General features: G+C 35.0%; 17 protein-coding genes. 14 read left to right on the top strand and 3 right to left on the bottom strand.

The window, feature by feature from the left end; genetic code table 11:
• Positions 1-56: 56 nt before the first annotated feature.
• From PFY10_07915 to PFY10_07880, 8 genes are all read left to right on the top strand, one after another.
• Complete coding sequence (locus tag PFY10_07915) at positions 57-653, top strand: hypothetical protein (GenBank protein WBV58371.1); 597 nt, start codon at positions 57-59, stop codon at positions 651-653.
• A 174-nt stretch (positions 654-827) separates the two neighbouring features.
• Positions 828-2,174: an alpha-amylase family glycosyl hydrolase gene (locus PFY10_07910; protein WBV58370.1), complete on the top strand. Its 1,347-nt coding sequence runs from the start codon at positions 828-830 to the stop codon at positions 2,172-2,174.
• Between the two features lie 126 nt (positions 2,175-2,300).
• Positions 2,301-2,741, top strand: a complete 441-nt coding sequence (locus tag PFY10_07905) for a hypothetical protein (GenBank protein WBV58369.1) — start codon at positions 2,301-2,303, stop codon at positions 2,739-2,741.
• A 3-nt stretch (positions 2,742-2,744) separates the two neighbouring features.
• Positions 2,745-3,383 (top strand): hypothetical protein, encoded by a 639-nt coding sequence (locus PFY10_07900; protein ID WBV58368.1) that lies wholly within the window; start codon positions 2,745-2,747, stop codon positions 3,381-3,383.
• Between the two features lie 166 nt (positions 3,384-3,549).
• Entirely contained in the window at positions 3,550-4,344 is a 795-nt protein-coding gene (locus tag PFY10_07895; protein ID WBV58367.1) for a thymidylate synthase, read from the top strand.
• A gap of 73 nt (positions 4,345-4,417) precedes the next feature.
• Positions 4,418-5,737 carry a serine hydrolase gene (locus tag PFY10_07890; GenBank protein WBV58366.1) on the top strand — a complete coding sequence of 440 codons (1,320 nt, stop codon included), beginning with the start codon at positions 4,418-4,420 and terminating at the stop codon, positions 5,735-5,737.
• A gap of 4 nt (positions 5,738-5,741) precedes the next feature.
• On the top strand, positions 5,742-5,969 hold the full coding sequence (locus PFY10_07885; GenBank protein WBV58365.1) for a hypothetical protein: 228 nt from the start codon (positions 5,742-5,744) through the stop codon (positions 5,967-5,969).
• Between the two features lie 2 nt (positions 5,970-5,971).
• Positions 5,972-8,482 (top strand): M1 family metallopeptidase, encoded by a 2,511-nt coding sequence (locus PFY10_07880; GenBank protein WBV58364.1) that lies wholly within the window; start codon positions 5,972-5,974, stop codon positions 8,480-8,482.
• Positions 8,483-8,567: 85 nt separating this feature from the next.
• Here the strand turns inward: PFY10_07880 and PFY10_07875 are convergent, their stop codons facing one another.
• Positions 8,568-9,299 carry a class I SAM-dependent methyltransferase gene (locus PFY10_07875; GenBank protein ID WBV58363.1) on the bottom strand — a complete coding sequence of 244 codons (732 nt, stop codon included), beginning with the start codon at positions 9,297-9,299 and terminating at the stop codon, positions 8,568-8,570.
• A gap of 85 nt (positions 9,300-9,384) precedes the next feature.
• Here PFY10_07875 and PFY10_07870 point away from each other — a divergent pair, with 85 nt between their 5' ends.
• From PFY10_07870 to PFY10_07855, 4 genes are all read left to right on the top strand, one after another.
• The gene (locus tag PFY10_07870) at positions 9,385-10,713 is read left to right on the top strand and encodes a hydroxymethylglutaryl-CoA synthase (GenBank protein ID WBV58362.1); all 1,329 of its coding nucleotides are present in this window, start codon (positions 9,385-9,387) and stop codon (positions 10,711-10,713) included.
• 425 nt (positions 10,714-11,138) lie between these two features.
• Positions 11,139-13,970 carry a SusC/RagA family TonB-linked outer membrane protein gene (locus PFY10_07865; GenBank protein WBV58361.1) on the top strand — a complete coding sequence of 944 codons (2,832 nt, stop codon included), beginning with the start codon at positions 11,139-11,141 and terminating at the stop codon, positions 13,968-13,970.
• An 11-nt stretch (positions 13,971-13,981) separates the two neighbouring features.
• Positions 13,982-15,448, top strand: a complete 1,467-nt coding sequence (locus PFY10_07860) for a RagB/SusD family nutrient uptake outer membrane protein (protein ID WBV58360.1) — start codon at positions 13,982-13,984, stop codon at positions 15,446-15,448.
• 552 nt (positions 15,449-16,000) lie between these two features.
• Positions 16,001-16,603, top strand: a complete 603-nt coding sequence (locus PFY10_07855; GenBank protein WBV58359.1) for a hypothetical protein — start codon at positions 16,001-16,003, stop codon at positions 16,601-16,603.
• 52 nt (positions 16,604-16,655) lie between these two features.
• Here the strand turns inward: PFY10_07855 and PFY10_07850 are convergent, their stop codons facing one another.
• Both PFY10_07850 and PFY10_07845 read right to left on the bottom strand, forming a co-directional pair.
• A complete protein-coding gene (locus PFY10_07850; GenBank protein ID WBV58358.1) occupies positions 16,656-17,648 on the bottom strand; it encodes an alpha/beta hydrolase in 993 nt (330 codons plus the stop codon).
• A gap of 27 nt (positions 17,649-17,675) precedes the next feature.
• Positions 17,676-18,599 (bottom strand): AraC family transcriptional regulator N-terminal domain-containing protein, encoded by a 924-nt coding sequence (locus PFY10_07845; GenBank protein WBV58357.1) that lies wholly within the window; start codon positions 18,597-18,599, stop codon positions 17,676-17,678.
• 177 nt (positions 18,600-18,776) lie between these two features.
• On the opposite strand from PFY10_07845, the gene PFY10_07840 reads away from it, so the two are divergent.
• Positions 18,777-20,306: an aldehyde dehydrogenase gene (locus PFY10_07840; protein WBV58356.1), complete on the top strand. Its 1,530-nt coding sequence runs from the start codon at positions 18,777-18,779 to the stop codon at positions 20,304-20,306.
• Positions 20,307-20,595: 289 nt separating this feature from the next.
• Positions 20,596-20,979: a DUF779 domain-containing protein gene (locus PFY10_07835; protein ID WBV58355.1), complete on the top strand. Its 384-nt coding sequence runs from the start codon at positions 20,596-20,598 to the stop codon at positions 20,977-20,979.
• Positions 20,980-21,020 lie beyond the last annotated feature (41 nt).

Below are 21,020 nucleotides of genomic sequence, written 5' to 3'. Positions count from 1 at the left end.
TTTGCAACAGAAATTTATCATAATAAATAAAGGCAAAAAGTAATTTAAAGACTGATATGGTTTACAAGATCCGCGTAATATTAGATGCGAAAGAAGATATTTTCCGTGATATCGAAGTGAAGGGAAAACAGACACTATGGAATTTACATCTGGGAATTAAGAGTGCGTTCAGCTTGCAGGGAGATGAGCTTTCAACTTTTAATTTATTGGAAGAAGATGGTACGATAGTAAAAAGTGTTCCATTAGAAGATATGAGTGATGACGGTGATGGGGAAATTATGTCAGATGTTTATATTGATGAAGCTTTTGCAAGTGTAGGAAATAAAGCTCAGTTTCAATATGGACTTCTGGATCTTTGGGAATTCTTCTGTGAATTAATTGAAGTAATCGAGGAAACCAAAGGAGTTAATTATCCTATAACAGTATACAGATTTGGAAACGTTCCGTTAAAAGCTCCAAGCAAGAGCGGAAACGGGGGTGGATCTAAAAAGAAATCTGCAATGCCTCTTATCGATGATGAATTTAATTTTGATGACGATTTCGAAAGCGGAGGTAATTTTTCCGATGAAGACGACAGTTTTGATGATGAGGAAGAAGAAGACTACAATGACGATGTATTCGATGAAGATGATGACAACGATGACGAAAGATAATTGGTAACACAATAAAAATATAGAGCCCTGGATTAATGTCCGGGGCTTTTTTGTAAATTATGCCAGGCGGAAATGCTGAAAAGCTAGAAGTAAATTTGCTTTTAGCCCTTTTTCCGTTCTATCTTTCCTCTTTTAATCATAAAACAATCCTTACTTTTGTTAAAACCGGAATTAATGAAAAAATTAATTTTTTTGGCAATTATTGGCTTGGGAATTGTTTCCTGTGCTGTACAAAATACAAATAAGACTATGGATTTACCTAAAGATTGGAAACACTCTGCAAATATTTATGAAGTCAATGTAAGGCAATATACACAAGAAGGGACTTTTAGAGCTTTTGAAAAAGAGATGCCCCGTTTAAAGTCTATGGGAATAAAAGTTCTTTGGTTTATGCCGGTTACGCCGATTGCTCAGCAAAATAAAAAAGGAAGCTTGGGAAGTCCATATGCTGCTGCAGATTATACGTCTGTTAATCCTGAATTCGGGACACTCGATGATTTTAAGCACATGGTAAATGAAGCCCACAGATTAGGATTTAAGGTAATCATCGACTGGGTGGCGAACCATACCGGTTGGGACCATGTCTGGACAAAAACACATCCTGAATTTTATTTAAAAGATCCGGATGGAAAATTCCATATTGCATCGGGAATGGATGATATTATCGAACTTGATTATAAGAATCAGGAGATGCGTAAGGAAATGATTGATGCAATGAAGTTCTGGGTTAAAGAAACTAATATTGATGGTTTCAGGTGCGATCTTGCTTCATGGGTTGAGGTTGATTTCTGGCAGCAGGCCCGTCCTGAGGTAGAGACCCTAAAGCCTCTTTTCTGGTTAGGCGAATTTGACGAATTGGAGAATCCAGAATACGGGAAAATTTTTGACGCAAGTTACTCGTGGACCTGGATGCATAAATCTGAAGATTATTATAAAAAGAACCTGCCATTACAAGATCTGAAAGATTTATTATTGAAATATTCCAACATTGGAGATGCTTCAATGAGAGCCTGGTTCACGACCAATCATGATGAAAACTCCTGGAACGGAACAGAATATGAAAAGTATGGTGTCATCACAAAACCTATGGCTGTTTTTTCGGCGACCTGGAATGGAGTTCCGTTGTTATATTCCGGACAGGAATTACCTAATATGAAACGATTGGAATTCTTTGAAAAAGATCCTATTGAGTGGACTGCCAATTATCAGGTGGCAGATTTTTATAAGACCTTACTGGCTTTGAAATCTTCAAATCCTGCCTTAAGAGGTGGAGACACTCATGTAACAACTTATCTTTTAAATACAACGGCCAATGACAAAATTTTAGCTTATGTCAGGAAAAATGGTAAAGATGAAGTTCTTGTTGTATTGAATATGTCTAAAGAAGATGTAAGTTTCAGCATCCAAGATGAAAATCTGTCAGGAGTTTTCCGAAACGTTTTTGATGGTACAAAAAGGGATTTCACCACAGGAAAAGATTTTAATTTTAAAGTTTCTGATTATGTGGTTTTTGAAAAATGAAGACCAGAGCCTCTGAGATTCTGGCTTAAAATCTAAGAACATTTTTATTATATTTAAAAAAAAAATAATACTTACACAGGCGGGCCAAGGTCCGCTTTTTAATTCGGATAACGGCATTTAATTCATATGAATAAAGAAGGACTACTATATATTATTAAGGAAAAACTTTCAGAAAGAGCACAAAAATTTGAATTGCTGATTGCGGAAACCCGCGCTTCAAATAATGATACTAAAAGCTCCATGGGAGATAAATATGAAACTGGCCGTGAGATGTTGCAACAGGAAATTAATCATCTTCAAAGGCAGCTCAATGAAGTGTTGAATCAACAGGCTCTGATTCAAAAAATAGTTACGGAACCATCTTTTAAAGTTCAAAATGGAGCATTAATAAAAACGAATAAGGGATTGTTTTATGTTTCGGTTTCAATTGGAGAAATTACATTTGAAAATCAGAAGATCATGACCGTTTCTGCTGAATCTCCATTAGTAAAAGCAATGTTTGGCAAGAAAATAGCAGAGAAGTTTGAGATCAATAATGTTCATCAAACGATTGAAAATATCTGGTAAGCTATGAAACTAAAATACATTCTATTCGTCTTTTTATTCCTGATATCAAATTCTTTATTGCTGGCTCAGGTAAGAGCTAATATTTCTGGGAAATCCTACGATCTCATATCTGTGGATATTACAATGGGAGATATAATTATTACCATTAATAATGACGGATCAATTGCAGGATTTAACTCCATTTCAAATGGGAATATCGACTATTATGATGATCAATATTTCGACCGGGAGAAAATGGGAAAAATAAAAAAGATAGGAAATTCTAAAGTTGACTATTATGATCAATTTGATACAGATAAAGATGGCAAAGTAAAAAATATTGGAGATATTGCTATAGATTACTGGGATCGTTTTGATCAGGAAAAGAACGGAAAGGTAAAAAAGATAGGAAATCTGTCTATAGATTATTGGGGTCATGATATTATAGATGATAGTAAGTTTGGAAAATTAAAGTCAATTGGAGATATATCAATAGACTTTGGTGGAAAAGAAATTATAGATCAGAGTAAGTATAAAAAACTTATAAAATTTGGAAATGTCACTCTGGATTATTGGAATGATACCATAATGGAAAAGAAAAAATTTGGAAAAATCAAATCAGTAGAGGGAAACACAAAGGATGTTGCGGTAGTTATACGTTAATTACTTATTGAATGGCTGAAAATTGATTTCCTGTCATGAGATCTGGGAATCGTAAGCCGGATAAAAATAAAAGTTAAACAGTGTGAAAAATAAATTCACAACTGTTTTTTTATTAACTTTGACATCTGTTAGAATTTACTAAAAGCACAATAATTAAACTTTCACAATGCAAAACTACTTAGACCTTTTACAGCATATTCTGGATAACGGAACAGATAAAACTGATAGAACAGGAACCGGAACAAGAAGCGTTTTCGGATATCAGCTGAGATATGATTTGTCAAAAGGTTTTCCCTTGGTAACCACCAAGAAAGTGCATTTGAAATCTATAATTTATGAATTGCTTTGGTTCTTAAAAGGAGACACCAATATCCAGTATTTAAAAGATAACGGAGTGAGCATCTGGGATGAATGGGCAGATGAAAATGGAGACTTAGGTCCTGTTTACGGAGCGCAGTGGAGAAGCTGGAGAGGTGCCGATAATAAAGTGGTTGATCAGATCTCAGAAGTGATCGATCAGATCAAAAAAAATCCTGATTCCAGAAGATTGATCGTTTCTGCGTGGAACGTAGCGGAAATTCCTGATATGGCATTAGCACCTTGCCATGCATTATTTCAATTTTACGTTGCTGACGGGAAATTGTCTTTACAACTATATCAGAGAAGTGCTGATGTATTCCTTGGAGTTCCTTTTAATATTGCAAGCTATGCTCTGTTGTTAATGATGGTGGCTCAGGTATGCGATCTTGAAGTTGGAGATTACGTCCACAGTTTTGGAGATGTCCACATTTATAATAATCATTTCGAACAGGTTCAAAGACAACTTTTGAGAGACCCAAGACCTCTTCCGACAATGAAATTAAATCCTGAAATCAAGGATATTTTCGACTTTAATTTTGAAGATTTTACATTGGAGAATTATGATCCACATCCTGGAATTAAGGCACCTGTGGCGATCTAGTACTATTTTCATGCGTTACTGAATATGTAACAAATCTTCATATTTTATGACCTATTAATGAAATGTCATTAGTATGTTAAAAAAGATATTTCTTTGCGTTTCCATCGGAGTTTTCAGTTTCAGTTTTGCCCAGAATATTGATAAGGAAAAACTGGACAATTATTTTAAAGCCCTGGATAGCGAGCACAAGGTGATGGGAAGTTTTGCCATTGCAGATCACGGAAAAATAATTTATTCCAATGCGATTGGATTTTCTGATGTTGAGGCTAGGAAAAAAGCAGCTCTTAATACGGTTTACAGGATCGGTTCCATAACAAAGACTTTTACAGCCGTTTTGATCATGAAGGCGGTAGAGGATAAAAAGCTAACACTGGACACTTCATTAAGTCAATTCTTTCCTCAAATAAAGAACGCTGAGAAGATCAAAGTAGAAAATCTTTTAAATCATAGGAGCGGGATTCATAATTTCACTGATGATGCCTTGTATGCATCCTACTATTTACAACCTGTTTCCCAGGAAAAGCTTATCGATATTATTCAAAAGGCAGGCTTGGATTTTGAACCTGGCGCTCAATTCAGTTACAGCAACTCGAATTATTCTTTGCTGGGTTTTATTCTGGAAAAAGTTTATAAAAAATCTTACGCAAAGCTTATTGAAGAGTTTATAGCAAAACCTTTACAACTAAAATATACAAAAGCAGGAGGAAAGATAGAATCTTTAGAAAACATGGCCCATTCGTACACTTATGAAAATGGGAATTATGTAAGAAGTGCCGAAACGGATATGTCTGTTCCCTTGGGCGCAGGAAATTTGGTTTCTACTCCTTCAGAATTGATTATTTTTATAAATGCACTGGCTTCAGGAAAATTGATTTCCAGAGAAAGTTTAGATAAAATGCGTAATTTTAAAGACCATTATGGTTTTGGCCTGGCCGAAGTTCCGTTTATGGGAAAAACAGGTTTTGGGCATAACGGAGGAATAGATCATTTTAGCTCTATATTGTATTACTTCCCTGATGGCGAGAAAACTTTTGCTATGATCAGTAATCAAAGTAATTTTGACAATAATAATATTTCGATCACCGCTTTAAGTGCAGCTTATGGAAAAAGCTTTGAAATTCCGAATTTTAATGTAGTGAACCTTCCGGAAAGTGATCTTCAAAAATTTACCGGAACATACGCGGCGGCACAAATGCCGATGAAAATTACCATTTTCATTAAAGATAAAGTATTAATGGCCCAGGCAACGGGACAGGGTGCTTTTCCTTTAGAAGCAACTTCTCAAACAAGTTTTAAGTTTGATGCTGCGGGAATTGTTATTGATTTTGATGTTACAAAAAGGCAGCTTCTAATTTTGCAGGGAGGTAATAAAGTGAAATTTATTAAAGAATAATATAATGAAATATATAAAAATAAATACAGATCAGAAAGCAGATCTCGAAATGCTAAGGAATGCCATTCTACAATTAAAAGGAGTGAATTCTGCTGAAATTATTGATGAAGAAAACCCTGAAAGCGAGTTGAAGAAAGCTTTTGCAAAAACAAAAGAACAACTTAAAAAAGGTGATTATGAAACATTAGTCAATGACATTTTTGAGATTTTAACTAAAAATAATTCTAAGTAATAATGAAAAAAGCCATTTTATCGATTGCGGTACTAGCGATTTTCTTTTCTGCAAACGTATCAGCACAAACTGAAACTTCAGGGAGAGAAAAAGTCTACAGGGCCACACACACTAAAGTAACAGAACTAAAGCATACCAAACTTAAAGTCAATTTTGACTACCAGAAAGAACAGATGAACGGAGAGGAGTGGCTTACCGCTTCACCGTATTTTTATCCTACCAATCAGCTGGTTCTTGATGCGAAAAGTATGCTGATCCATGACGTCGCTTTAGATAACAATGGTAAGAAATCTCCTTTAAAGTATGAATATAAAGACGATGTGTTAACCATTACTTTGGATAAAACATATCAGAAAGATCAGGATTACACAGTGTACATCAAATACACTTCCCGCCCAAATGAAGTAAAACAAGAAGGAAGTGCAGCCATCAATGATGCAAAAGGTTTATATTTCATTAATGCTCAGGGGAAAGATCCGGATAAACCAACCCAAATCTGGACACAGGGTGAAACCGAATCTTCTTCCGCCTGGTTTCCAACCATTGATAAACCGAATCAAAAGACAACGCAGGAAATTTATATGACGGTTCCTGAAAAATATGTGACTCTTTCTAATGGATTATTAAAGGATTCCCAGAAAGAAGCGAATGGACTGAGAACAGATCATTGGGTCATGGATAAAAGACATTCAACTTATCTGTTTTTTATGGGAGTGGGGGATTATGCAATCGTGAAAGATAAATGGAAGAATATTCCGGTGGATTATTATATTGAAAAAGAATATGAACCTTATGCAAAGCAGATCTATGGAAATACTCCTGAAATGATCGAATTTTTCTCAAAGAAAATGGGTTACGATTATCCTTGGGCAAAATATGCACAGATATCCGGAAGGGATTATGTAAGTGGGGCTATGGAAAATACGACAGCAACACTGCATGGAAGCGATATTTTACAGAAACCGGGACAATTAATTGACGAAAATAAATGGGAAGATACAATTGCTCACGAATTATTCCACCACTGGTTTGGGGATCTTGTAACTGCGGAAAGCTGGAGTAATCTTACCGTAAATGAATCATTTGCCAATTATTCAGAGTACTTATGGAACGAATATAAATATGGTAAAGATCAGGCGGACTATCATCAGATGAGCGATGTGAATATGTACATTCATAATCCGGCTGATTTTAATAAAAACCTGGTTCGTTTTAATTATGATTCCCGTGAAGATGTTTTTGATTTGGTAACTTATCAGAAAGGGGGTGGCATCCTTCATATGTTGAGGAACTATCTTGAGGACGACGCATTCTTTGCCGGAATGAATGACTATCTGAAAACGAATGAATACAAAAACGGAGAGGCTCATCAGCTAAGACTTTCTTTTGAAAAGGTTTCCGGAAAGGATCTGAATTGGTTCTTCAATCAATGGTATTTTGGAAGCGGGCATCCCAAATTGAGTTATTCTTATACTTTTGAACCCGTTAAAAAACAGATCAGCCTGGTGATCAGTCAAAGCCAGGAACAGCCTTTTCAGTTTCCATTGGCAATAGATGTTTATGAAAACGGAAAACCGAAAAGATATAATGTGTGGGTAAATGCTGAAGCAAAGAATACGTTTAATTTTGATGTTTCAAAAACTCCGGATCTGGTTAATATCAATGCTGACGGAATATTAGTTTCAGAAATTACGGAAACAAAAACTCCTGAACAGAATCTGATACAATTCAATGGGTCCAAAGAGTTTAAGAGCAGATATACAGCGCTAAAAGCCATTAAAGATCAGGTTGGTAAAAACCCTGCAGCTACAAAATTATTGTCTGCTGCTTTGAAAGACCCTTATTTCAGAGTAAGAATGAAAGCCTTGGAACTGATGGATCTTTCGAACCCTGAGCAAGCAAAAGCTTTGGCTGCTGACGTTGAAAAACTAGCAACAAATGACCCTAAAACATTAGTTCAGGGTGCTGCGGTTGCTGCTTTAGCAAAAACAAAAGATAAAAAGTATCTTCCGGTCTTTGAAAAAGGAGTGGGGGCTGTTTCTAATTCTGTACGCGGTAATTCCCTGTCAGCTATACTTACTGTTGATCCTTCCAAAGCCGGTACATTAGCAGATAAAATTGATTTAAAAGGAGCTTCTGATGAACTTCTGGCACAATTGTTACCCATTGTCGTAAAGAATAAGGTTTCCTCACAAATGGCCAATATAGCTCCTATTGCGGCATTTTATCCATTCATTAAATTCCAGAATCCTGAATTAGGAAAATCTGCAGAAGAAGGTTTCAATTGGATCATGACCTCCGACAATATTGCGGCAACACAAAGCATTACCAAGTTGCTGGCGCAGGCAAAAGGTCAGGTAGCTCAGAATCCTCAGGCTAAAATGATGATCTCTCAAATGTTGAAAGATGGTCTTAGTAAAAAAATGGAACTTTTAAAACAGAACCCACAAAATGCTGCAAGCATTAATAAACAAATCGATGCCTTGAATAAAAGTATCGAGGATTACAAATAATCAAATAAGGGCTGCTCAGTATGAGCAGCCCTTTTATATTTTCTATCCGGACCAGAAAAAATATCCTGGTTTTCACGAATTTTATCTATTTCGTACAGAAGATAATGGTTTCGTGATCAGAAAAGCCCCAATAGCTATCCTTTTCATAAGTCTTTATCTCTGTTTGAAATCCGGAATCTTTTAATCGCTGAACCAATCCATTAACGGAATAGATTCGTACATGGTCTTTCTGGCCGAAGTGTTGAAGTCTTTCTTCTGATGTTTTAACTTCGGGGTTTTCATAGATTTCACCTTCTTTAAACGGAGTCTGAATTAAAAGTGTTTTACCTGTTTTTAAAACCCTGTATAATTCTTTCATTGCAGCACCATCATTTTCAATATGCTCAAGAATGTGATAGCATATAATAAGGTCAAATTTTTCGGATTCAATATCGATTTTGGTAATATCAAAATGATAATCTGCTAAAAATTCATTTTCATAATCTGTTGGAAAATAATCAATGCCCTTTTTATGTTTTAATGCACGGAAGATCGCTCTTGAAGGCGAAAAATCTAGAATGGCAAATCCTTCTTTCAGATAATTTTCAATCAGGATTTTATACAGCCTTCGTGATCTTGGTAAGCTTCCGCAAACAGGACATAATAGATTTCCGTTTTCTAATCTTACAAACTCTTTAAGTTTGGAACGGCAGATATTGCATTCATGATCCTTTCCCTTGTAAAGGGGATACAAAGCTTTTCTGAAAAATATTTCGTTTTCAAAAAGAAATTTTTGAGGCAGTATTTTTTTTACAATATTTTTTGCAATAGCGTACATCGGAATGCAAAGTAATAATATTAATCTGAAAATTAGGGGTGTTGTTATCAATAATTTCTAAATTTGCCTTTTATAATTTTACTGTATGACTTTTGGAATAGAGGCAGCTAGCTATCATGTGCCTTCTTTGTATTTGGAAATTAAAGATTTAGCTGAAGTAAGGGGAATTGATCCTGCAAAATTAGAAAAAGGCTTGGGTTTACATAAAATGGGCTTTCCTGATGTCCATGAAGATGCAGCTACTTTTGCTGCTGAAGCGTTACTTAAACTGATAAAAGACTATAACATCAATCCTAAGGATATTGCAAGAATTTATCTTGGAACTGAAAGTGCTTTGGATGCCGCAAAACCGACAGCATCTTATGCTATGGAGATGGTGGAAAAAGTGCTAGAGGAAAAATATGGAGAACGATGTTTTAGAAATTGTGATGTTGTGGACATGACCTTTGCTTGTGTAGGAGCTGTCGATGCATTACATAATTCACTGGATTTTGTGAGGGTAAACCCTGAAAAAAAAGCAATTGTCATAGCGAGTGATTACGCAAAATATGAGCTGGCTTCATCGGGTGAATATACACAAGGAGGAGGAGCTGTTGCCCTATTGGTCTCTTCCCAACCCAACCTTTTGGAGATTGAGAATCAATGGGGTGTAGCAACCGAAAGTGTTTTTGATTTTTTCAAACCCCGACGTCACTACAAAAAAGAAGATCTGAAAGATGCTCCGGACTCTTTTTCTGATAAGATAGAGGTTTTTACGGATGAACCGGTTTTTGACGGACAATATTCTAACCAATGTTATCAGGATCGAATTAGAGAAGCTTATGATCATTATAAAGAAATCAGTGGTAAGGATAAGCCTTATAAAGACTGGAGATATCTGGTTTTCCATCTGCCTTATGCCTTCCATGGAAAGAGGGTATTCACAGAGATTTATAGCCTGGAAAATGGATTGAGCTACGAAACCCCTGAAGAACAAAAAACAGTGGCTAAATCTGAAGGATATCTGCAATTTATCAATAATAAAATAGAAAGAACCCAAAGGGCATCCTCTGAAATAGGAAATATGTATACTGCTTCCATATTTATGGCTTTGCTTTCCGCATTACAGATATCATACAATGAAAATGAAGAATTAGCGGACAAGGAAATAGGATTTTTAGGCTATGGAAGTGGATCAAAATCCAAGGTATTTGCGGGTAAGATTTCCGCAAACTGGAAGAATGTTGTTTCTCAATGGAATTTATTTGACAACCTAAAGAAAAGAACACCTGTTAATTTTGAAACGTATGAAAAATTGCACAGAAAGCAACTGGATCAATCTGTTAATGAAAATTATGCAGGATTCGGATTGCATTCGATAGAGCTTGAAAATCCATTGCTAAAAGGAGCAAGATACTATTCATATCAGAAATAAAATAGGAGTAAATTAAAAAACGAATTCATGAAAAACATCTCTTTATGGGATGTTTTTTTTGTTACCTGCATAAATTGGTGAAAAAGAAGGGGTGTGATAGGTGTTAAATTACTTTAATATGCCTAAAGTAGTCTTTATTTTATTTAATATTTTAATATTTTAAGTTTATTTATTTAATATTATTTGATTTCTTTCTTAATAGTTGTGAAGTTTTTATTTGTCTTATTGATGTTTATTTTTTTTACTTAAACATTAATTTGTTAAAAAATATAAAGCTTATAATAAGTTTAAGGATTATAATATTAGCTTTTTTTGTTGACAAAAGTGATTTTTTTTATATGTAATTAATTGTTTGTCAGTGTTTTAATTTTGTTAATGTTAATTTTTATTAACATATTTACAGCCATAATACTAAATAAAAGAACATGAATGTAAAATTATGCATGATAACAACTGCTGTTTTATTTTTTACGGGACAAACTGTACATGCTCAGAAAAAAGCCAGCGATACCTTAAAGGAAGCAAAAATTGAAGAGGTTGTAGTAACCGGATATCAGAAAAAAAGCAAAGATGAGGTCACTTCTGCTATTACGGTGGTATCTGGAAAATCTTTATCCAACTTTTCTGCTTCAACAATGGGAAGTAATGCGTTACAAGGTAAAGCTGCTGGGGTGGATATTTCTGCGTTGAATGGAAAACCTGGAGGAGGGTCTGCCATTAATATTAGAGGACTAGGAAATATAACAACATCAGTTGGTGCTTCTAATCCATTATTTGTTATTGATGGTTTTATTGTTGGAAATGATCAAAGAGCACAAGATGTTTTTAATTCAATTAATCCTAGTGATTATGAAAATATCTCGGTTTTAAAAGATGCTGCAGCGGCAGCTATCTACGGTTCACAGGGGGCAAATGGTGTTATTGTCTTAACTACAAAAAGTGGAAAATCTGGAAAGCCTGTTATTACATTAAGCTCGCGTATGGGATTTTCTGAAAAAATCAAAGACATTAATTTTCGGATGATGAATTCGGCAGAAAAAATTGATTATGAGAATAAGATGGTTGGTTTGGGAATCCCCGGATATAAACAATGGAGTAATGAAGCAACCAGTGCTGCACTCGCATTAGACCATAATTGGCAGCGGGATATATTAAGAACTTCATTTATTGAATCGTACCAGCTAGGGATTAGAGGTGGTAATGATAAATCTAAATATACAATCTCATTAGGATATGATTCAGACAATGGGATTGTTCAAAATATTCATGCCTACAAAAGATATACTGGGAGGATGAAATATGAAGCTAATCCCACCGATAGATTAAGCTTTGGTGCATCAATGGGGGTTAATTACAGTGCATCCCAAGAAATAAGAGATCGAAATAATACTCAAAATCCATTTAGGGCAATGTATGATTATAATAGCTTTGAGCCGGTTTATAGAGCCGATGGAAGCTATAATCCTACCCGCCAGGGATTTCCAATACTAGAAGCTCTTAAGAATAACCCTGAAAACATCAATTCATTGATTTTTGACGGAAATATATTTGCTCAGTATAAAATTGCTGAAGGATTGAATTTTAAAAGTCAATTAGGTGGCTATTTTAATAATATCAGAAGAACATCAAAGGTTTTACGGGGCTCTTTTCTCGATAATATATTAGGAATTAATGGAAGTGTTGTTGAACAAAATCAAAATCGTTTCAGATATACTAATTCTAATACGCTTAATTACGTTAAGTCATTTGGTGAACATAATTTTGACTTACTGGGACTAGTTGAATACACTGAATTTAGAAATGATTATATAAGCGGTACAGGGAGAAACTTTTCATCTCCTTCTTTAAGTGAATTAGGGAATGCTTCTACACCCTTTGCAGTAGCAGGCTATGATGAACTATTTAGGACATTTTCTTATGGAGCTTTTCTTACCTATGATTATGCAAAAAAATATATTGTAACGGCTTCTGTCAGACAGGATAAAGATTCAAGATTTGGAAGAAATAATGTTAAATCTGAGCCATTTTGGTCTTTAAGTGGAGCATGGAATGTTACAAATGAGAGTTTTTTGAAAAACAACAATATTTTATCTCTTTTAAAACTGAGAGCATCAATTGGGACTAGAGGCTACAACAATATTGGACTTAATTTAAATAACGTTTTAATGTCCGGTGGTGTTTATGGAAATTTTCCTACCATAACTACAAATGCTAATTATGGTAATCCCGACCTAAAATGGGAAGTTACTAAATCACAAAATTATGGCGCTGAATTTGGGTTTTTAAAGAATAGAATAAGAGGAACCGTAGACTATTTTATTGACCAGAAGAAGGATTTTATTTTATCTGTTCCTAATTTCAGTTCTGAAGGAGGGGCTTATTCCACAAATATAAACGCAGGAAACCTTTCTAATAAAGGTTTAGAGATTAGCTTATCTGCAGATGTTATAAAATCTAGTGGATTTCTGTGGAGTTTAAGAGCAAATACAAGCATAATGAGCTATAAGCTTAATAAATTAAGAGATGGTGAAACTGAAAGAATTTATGGAATCAATATTCTAAGGGAAGGATATGAGCCATTTTCATTTTTTCTGGTAAGGAGTGCCGGAATCAATTCTGCAAACGGAAACGAAATATATTACACTAAAGATGGGGGCACCACAGAAGTTTATAATTCTAATGATGCGGTACTAATCGAAAATAAATCTCCACTTCCTAAGTTTTACGGAGGATTTGGTACAAGTTTATCTTATAAGAGCTTTGATTTACAGGCTGATTTTACTTTTAAATCTGGAAATTATACATATAATTATATGGCTCTTAATATGTTAAATTATAGTAATGGTACTACAAGCAATATGAGGGTTGATGCAGCGAACTATTGGACAGCTCCTGGACAAACAAATGTATTGCCAAGACCGAATAATACAACTAATGCTCCTGGTGGTATTACAGGTTTGCAGGCGACCGACCGTTTCTTACAAGATGCTTCATACATCAGATTAAGAAATGTGAGTATTGGATATACATTCGATAAAAGGACAATTGGTGAGTCATTACCAGTCAATAAGATACGATTATCATTAACAGGACAGAATCTTGCTACTTGGACAAAATTTCAAGGAGATCCTGAAGTGTCAGTAGGTTCAGGTGAAAATCAGACTGGTGCCGGACAGACATTCATCAATGGAGCATTTGCTTTGTATAGCTATCCTGCTGTAAAAACATTTTTATTTGGAATTGAAATAGAATTTTAAACAATTGAAACATGAAAAAGTTACTAAATATATCAATAATATCTCTCCTGTCATTTTTTACTATTCAATGTAGTGATGATAGATTTAATGTACTTCCCAATAATCAGGATACTCCGGAAACCATTTTCACTTCTGAATCTAATTACAGAGTAGTAGTTGACGGTGCATATGATGCTTTTAAAAGTCCTACATATTATAATGGAGATACTGGAAGTTCAATTATACTTGGGGATGTATTAGCCGATAATCTTATATTAAATACAGAAGGCAGACAAACGAATAAAGCAGCCTATGAATGGTCTTACACTCCACAATCAACAGCTGTTACTGCACTTTACGGATCGGCCTATAATGTAATTTCTAAAGCTAATCTTGTTCTGGACAATTTAAATAAAGTTCCTTATAGTAATTACATGAGAAACATAGAAGGCGAGGCTAAAGCGATTAGAGCAATTGCACACTTCGATCTGGTACGGGCGTATGCAAAAATTCCCACACAAAGTTCTGATGCATCTTCTTCTATGGGAATTGCCTATGTAACGACCTTTAATCCTGCTATGAAACCAGCAAGGGATACCTCAGTAAGTATGACATATGATAAGATTATAGCTGATTTAGAAGACGCTTTAAATAAAATTAATACTACCAATGGAGGGGTTGGGAGACTTAATAAAACATCCGTTTTAGGTTTTTTATCTCGTATATACTTATATAGGGGTAATTACAGTAAGGCTATTGAATACGGAGAGCAATGCATAGCAGCGTCTCCATCTGTAGGAATGAGAAGTAGTTTTGTAAATGTTTGGAGGGATGCATCTGATGATGGAGAATTGTTCACCATTTTAAATTCTAATATATCTGCGGATAATGTTACGGTAGGAGTAGCTTATAATCAGGAAGTGTCGGGAATAAGATCGGAGTATAACGTAAATTATGATTTATTTACAAAGTACACAGATAATGATATTCGGAAAACGGCCTATGTTGTTACTGCTAATTTTGGAACGACACCATATAATCATGTTATCAAGTATAGAACAAGAGCGAATTCAACAGTAAGACAGGTTGTAGATATTAAGTTTTTGAGATCTTCGGAAGTGTATTTGAATGTTGCAGAAGCTTACATGAAATCTCCGACACCAAATCCTGCTCTGGCTCTTACATTGCTTAATAAATTAAGGGAGCAAAGATATGAAACATTTGTTCCGGGTACTGAAACAGGGAATGATTTGTTAAATGCTATTTACAAGGAGAGAAGGTTGGAACTCGCCTTTGAAAATGATAGGTTCTGGACTATAAAGAGATTAGGGCAGGCGGTTGTACGATCAGATTACGGTTCAGCAGCCAATGGTAGTGGGACAGATGCTCCAACGGGAGCTTTGAAAACTTTACCGGTAAATAGTCACAGATTTGTATTGCCAATTCCACAGGAAGCAATTAATCTTAATCCAAACCTCAAACAGAATCCAGGATATTAATCTTCTATCAATAAATAAAAGCCAAGCTTCAAGCATGGCTTTTATTATCTGTAACCCAGTCCATCCTTAAAAAGTTCTGACCATTTCCGCCAACGTGGGAGTAAACTTTTGATAATATTAACTTTTATTGCGATTGCTATTGAATTAAGAAAAGTTCAAACATTTAAAGCTGTGAAAAGTCATGTTTTATTTTCTTAAAAAAAAGTTAAATTCGCACATTCTATTTTATTGAAAATCAGAGCTAATTATTCTGAAAATCAATGCCAAAATTAATCTATTAAAGACAGTTAGTGGATTTTTTTAGGTCTATTTCTTCGGCTGCGGTTACCGGAATGGTAAGTGGAGTACTATATTTATACAAGGTACTTCTTTTCTGCTTGCAGTTACAGTATTACACGAATTTGTACACTGGTGGTAAGCATATAATATTCTACCTTCTGATGCTCCAAATAATAAATGGGGAGAAACTGATTATGGAAAATTATTGGGAACAACGGACTTTCGGGACTGTTACAGGAGTAAACCAAGAAACAATTAATTTATCATACAAGTATGGCTGGAAACTTTAAACTTTTGAACATTATTTTTCTTTTATTTTTTTTTATAAATTGTAGTAATCCAATAAAAGATGAAACGATTGCTAAAGAAATAATTGATGAAAATGTGGATAGATTTATTTCTAATCTTTACGGACTTCCATTAGAATACCATAAAAATGGTACATTTCCTATTTTTTTGTTAAAAAATGCAGGACAGACCGATTTCTTCAAAGAGCACTGTGAGTCTGTAATAGGAATGGGTGAGTTGAATTCTGTCGAAAATTGTAGAAAAGATTATTACAAATTAATCAATAAAGAAGGATTTAATATTAATGAAAACACAAAATACCTTTCTTTTGATTTGACAAGCTTTTCGAAAAAGTCTTTTAAAAAGGTTCAATTTTTACAAAACGAGTCTATAATCAAATCGAATGCGTATGTTCAATTTAAGTTTTCAAATATTTATATAGACCATACAATAAAAAAGGCATTTATTGTATTAGATGAGACTGATTTTAGTAAGGGGAGATATGGAGGAAAAACAGATATTTATTTTTTTGTAAAAAGAAAAGATAAATGGACGTTTTATAAAAAGCTTATGCTGATAACATCATAAGTAAATACCTATTGCTACTGGCTTTATAAATTACAAAAAAAAAGAGGCTATCTTAATAGAATATTCTCTTTTTTTTGTTAAAATCACAGCAGTTGTGTTCAAGTATCTTAAAGCTCCCATTTCCTATCCACTCCCTAAAAATCCCCGGCCACGCCGCAACCTCACTTCCTTTCTTTCCCAATCCCCAACCATGTCCTCCATTCTTAAACAAATGCATTTCAACAGGAACATTCACCTTCTTTAATGCATCATCCATTAATATACTATTCTCCACAGGAGAAATAGGATCATCAATTGCTTGTGCTAATAAAGTTGGTGGTGTTTGACTATTCACCTGCCTTTCCACAGAGAATTCTATTTCCTCGGAAGTTGATGGATTTTTCCCAAGAATACTCTTAAAAGCATGGGTTTTATTATTCGGGGGAAGCATTGAAATAACCGGATAAATCAATCCTACAAAATCGGGTCTTGCAGATAGAGAATCTATATCGTCGACGGGTTTATAAAACATCTTATTAGGTTGCGTGGCAATCATTCCGGCTAAATGTCCACCGGCTGAGAACCCTAAGATGCCAATTTTATGAGGATCTATACCATAATTTTTGGCTGAACTTCTGATTATTCGCATAGCTCTTTGTGCATCTTCAAAAGGAACATTGGTCGTCTTCCAACCTTCTTGTGGCAATCTATAAATAAGTTCAAAGGCAGTTACTCCTTCTGATGCTAACCAATTCGCAGTTGGTGTACTTTCTTTTCCTAATTCTATGTGAGCATATCCGCCACCACTAATGACTAAAATGGCTATACCATTTGGTTTTTTAGGTCGATGAATAATTAACCTTGGATCAGAAACATGAGTGACAGACCCTTTATTAGTTATCATTTCTGCGTTTATACTACCTAGTTGATCAGGCATATTGCTTTTTGCCCATAAGGAAATTTGCTCCAGATCGGATGAAATCTCAAACTTGTTTGTAGAAGTTTGGGAATTGTATTTACTACTTGAGAAAAGTAATATGGTCGCGAAGGCGAATAGTCGTTTCATGTCATATTTCTAAAAGAAATAAGATTTTTATTCAAAGAATATAACCTTATTCTGATAAGTCTTTGGTGTTACTCCCACAAGTTGTTTGAATACTCTTGTAAAATAATTTGTATCTGAAAAACCTGTTTGATAAGCGGTTTCTTTAATGCTATTCTGAGTAGCCAATAATTCTTTAGCCCGGTTGATTCGCTCTTGTAAAATGAAATCATTGGGTGAAGTACCTAGTTCATCTTTAAACATTTTAAAGAAATTTGATTTGCTGACATAAGCAAGTTTAGCAATGCTGTCAATGGAAAGTTTCTGATGAAGATTTTTTTTGATATAATCGACGGCAAAACCTATTCTCGATTTATTTTTTGCAATATTCTTCTCTACCATACCTCTGGCCTGGGTCTGCATCAATCTTATCAAAAGTTCCTTCAGGGCAAAATCAGCCATGATGTCTTTTTGAGAATTATCATCCATAGCGATCCTCATGATATTGTTGGTAGCGGAAGCCAGAGATTTATTATTGAATAGAAAATACTCATCCAGCTGAATATTCCATTGAGAAGTTTCATCCACCTTTGGTAATGTGTAATTCAAATGGTTAAGCGAATCTTCTATAAAATCAGGATTAAGACTTAATGAAATACATTGTGATGGAGTTTCATCAGCTTCAGGAAAATCAATAATCATTGTTTCTCCTGGTGCTACCAGTATGCTCTCTCCTGGAAAATAATCAAAATATCCTGTTTTATTTTCCAGTTTCATATGCTTTTTTCCTCTCAGCATAGCGGTAAATGCAATGGTATCAAAATGAAGTTTTACACCAAAAGCAGTTTTATGGGTTTCATAGATACTGAACTCACAATTGTTGAGATTGAATTTCGTTTGGTTTTCAACAAGGCTCATCAGCTGATTTTCTTTTTTCAGATCAGGAGTATTTAATAAAAACTTATTATCATTCATTTCTATACATTTTTAAAACCCATTCTATCAAATATAAGAAAATATAAAATCGAGGTATTGTTAAAAAAGTATAAAATTCCTAGCGAATACGATTTTGAAGTTTTTTTGTAGGATTATGCTATCTGTTCTTATTGGGGAAATGTAATTTGGCTTAACAGAAATTAAAAACAATACGATATGAGCACAATAACAGAACAAAAATCAAAAACTGTTTTACAGTGGCCTGATTTCAAAAGTAAATATGATAATTATATTAATGGTCAGTTTACAGCTCCGGTGAACGGACAATATTTTGATGTGGTTTCTCCTGTTAACGGAAAAAACTTCACGCAAGCGGCTCATTCTTCCAAGGAAGATTTAGAATTAGCGGTAGACGCGGCTCACAAGGCATTTCAAACCTGGAAGGATACCTCTTCAACGGAACGAAGTATTATTTTAAACAAGATTGCAGACAGAATAGAGCAGAACCTTGAATACCTGGCAACAGTAGAAACTATCGACAACGGTAAAGCTGTGAGGGAAACTCTTGCTGCAGATTTACCTTTAGCAGTAGATCATTTCAGGTACTTCGCTTCTGTAGTCCGTGCAGAAGAAGGCTCTCACAATGAATTGGATAAAGATACCGTTTCTCTTATCGTACATGAACCCCTGGGAGTTATCGCACAAATCATTCCATGGAATTTTCCTTTATTAATGGCAATCTGGAAATTGGCCCCTGCATTGGCAGCTGGAAATTGCGTAGTATTAAAACCGGCAGAAAGTACTCCTGTTTCTATCATGGTTTTAATGGAAATAATCGGTGATTTGCTACCTGACGGAGTAGTAAATATCGTAAACGGTTTCGGGGCAGAGCTTGGCCGGGCTTTGGTAACCAATCCTAAAGTTTCAAAAGCAGCTTTCACAGGCTCTACAGCTACAGGACGTCTGGTGATGCAGTATGCAACTGAAAATATCATTCCAGTTACCCTGGAACTTGGAGGAAAGTCTCCGAATGTTTTCTTCAGCTCTGTAATGGATGCGGATGATGAGTTTTTGGATAAAGCTATTGAAGGTGCTGTTCTTTTTGCTCTTAATCAGGGAGAGATTTGTACTTGTCCTTCAAGGTTACTGGTTCAGGAAGATATTGCTGATGCTTTTATAGCAAAAGTAATTGAACGGGTAAAAGCGATTAAAGTGGGAAACCCTTTGGATAAAACCGTAATGATGGGTGCCCAGGCTTCTCAGATTCAGAAAGATAAAATTTTGTCCTATATCAAATTAGGGAAAGAAGAAGGTGCTGAAGTTCTTGTGGGTGGTGATGTAAATAATGTCGGGGAAGGTTTAGAAGATGGATACTACATTCAACCCACAATTTTCAAAGGTAACAATAGAATGAGGATTTTCCAGGAAGAAATTTTCGGGCCTGTTTTAGCTTTTACCACTTTTAAAGATGAGGAAGAAGCAATAAAGATTGCTAATGATACGATTTATGGTCTTGGTGCAGGAGTATGGACAAGAGATGCACATCAATTGTATAATGTGCCCCGTAAGATCCAGGCAGGAAGAGTATGGGTCAATCAGTATCATTCTTATCCCGCAGGAGCACCTTTTGGAGGATACAAACAATCCGGAATTGGAAGGGAGAATCATAAAATGATGCTGGACCATTATCGCCAGACTAAAAATATGTTGATCTCTTACAACAAAAACAAATTAGGGTTCTTTTAATTTTTTTTAACATCAGGGCATGTCCGTTTGTTCCGTTATTTAAGCGGAGCAAAACGGCCGGCCTAATCTGATACTATCATGTTTCGATCCATTCCATAAGGCCCATTATTAATAAACTTATGAGGAGAATTTTTTCGCCATCCTATGATTAATACTTAAGTTTAGGTAACCTGACATTTTTGTCAGGTTTTTTGAATAATTCTAAGAGTAAATGATGATCTTTACTAACAATCTTACATGAAAAATTGGTAGTTTATTGCAGTATAAAAATCAACTTAAACCTACAGAAATGGAACCCAAAATATCCAGGTTATCTGCTACGGAAAAAGCGCTTGAAGTTATCTGGCAGCTAGAAGAAAAATATGGAGACCTGATGTTTTATCAGGCAGGCGGTTGTTGTGAAGGTACTCAGCCTCAATGTTTTGAAAAAGGAGGGTTTTTTCCAAGAATGAATGATGCTATGATAGGTACAGTCAACAGACATGAATTTTGGATCGATCGCGATTTGTTTGAGTATTGGAAATATTCTCACTTTACATTAGATGTTGTAGATGGTTTCGGACCAGGTGGTTTTTCTCTGGAAACACCTTTAGGAAAAACATTTAAAGTACATTACAAGCTTTTTACTCCTGAAGAATACAAAAATTTGGAACCGGTAAAACGCAGCGAATAACTCTAGCTGATCTGTAAAATCAGAGAGAGTGATAGAAACTA

The sequence above is a fragment of the Chryseobacterium daecheongense genome, from assembly GCA_027920525.1.
Classification (GTDB): Bacteria; Bacteroidota; Bacteroidia; order Flavobacteriales; family Weeksellaceae; genus Chryseobacterium; species Chryseobacterium proteolyticum.
Note: the sequence above shows the minus strand (reverse complement) of the source record. Positions and strands in the feature narration are given on the sequence as shown.

Bases quoted from the DNA above. Each gene is read 5' to 3' on its own strand.
- PFY10_07865 (WBV58361.1), top strand. From the start codon at position 11,139: ATGAATGTAAAATTATGCATGATAACAACTGCTGTTTTATTTTTTACG.
- PFY10_07840 (WBV58356.1), top strand. From the start codon at position 18,777: ATGAGCACAATAACAGAACAAAAATCAAAAACTGTTTTACAGTGGCCT.
- PFY10_07870 (WBV58362.1), top strand. From the start codon at position 9,385: ATGACTTTTGGAATAGAGGCAGCTAGCTATCATGTGCCTTCTTTGTAT.
- PFY10_07835 (WBV58355.1), top strand. From the start codon at position 20,596: ATGGAACCCAAAATATCCAGGTTATCTGCTACGGAAAAAGCGCTTGAA.
- PFY10_07915 (WBV58371.1), top strand. From the start codon at position 57: ATGGTTTACAAGATCCGCGTAATATTAGATGCGAAAGAAGATATTTTC.
- PFY10_07905 (WBV58369.1), top strand. From the start codon at position 2,301: ATGAATAAAGAAGGACTACTATATATTATTAAGGAAAAACTTTCAGAA.
- PFY10_07875 (WBV58363.1), bottom strand. From the start codon at position 9,299: ATGTACGCTATTGCAAAAAATATTGTAAAAAAAATACTGCCTCAAAAA.
- PFY10_07860 (WBV58360.1), top strand. From the start codon at position 13,982: ATGAAAAAGTTACTAAATATATCAATAATATCTCTCCTGTCATTTTTT.
- PFY10_07890 (WBV58366.1), top strand. From the start codon at position 4,418: ATGTTAAAAAAGATATTTCTTTGCGTTTCCATCGGAGTTTTCAGTTTC.
- PFY10_07910 (WBV58370.1), top strand. From the start codon at position 828: ATGAAAAAATTAATTTTTTTGGCAATTATTGGCTTGGGAATTGTTTCC.
- PFY10_07880 (WBV58364.1), top strand. From the start codon at position 5,972: ATGAAAAAAGCCATTTTATCGATTGCGGTACTAGCGATTTTCTTTTCT.
- PFY10_07900 (WBV58368.1), top strand. From the start codon at position 2,745: ATGAAACTAAAATACATTCTATTCGTCTTTTTATTCCTGATATCAAAT.
- PFY10_07850 (WBV58358.1), bottom strand. From the start codon at position 17,648: ATGAAACGACTATTCGCCTTCGCGACCATATTACTTTTCTCAAGTAGT.
- PFY10_07845 (WBV58357.1), bottom strand. From the start codon at position 18,599: ATGAATGATAATAAGTTTTTATTAAATACTCCTGATCTGAAAAAAGAA.
- PFY10_07855 (WBV58359.1), top strand. From the start codon at position 16,001: ATGGCTGGAAACTTTAAACTTTTGAACATTATTTTTCTTTTATTTTTT.
- PFY10_07895 (WBV58367.1), top strand. From the start codon at position 3,550: ATGCAAAACTACTTAGACCTTTTACAGCATATTCTGGATAACGGAACA.
- PFY10_07885 (WBV58365.1), top strand. From the start codon at position 5,742: ATGAAATATATAAAAATAAATACAGATCAGAAAGCAGATCTCGAAATG.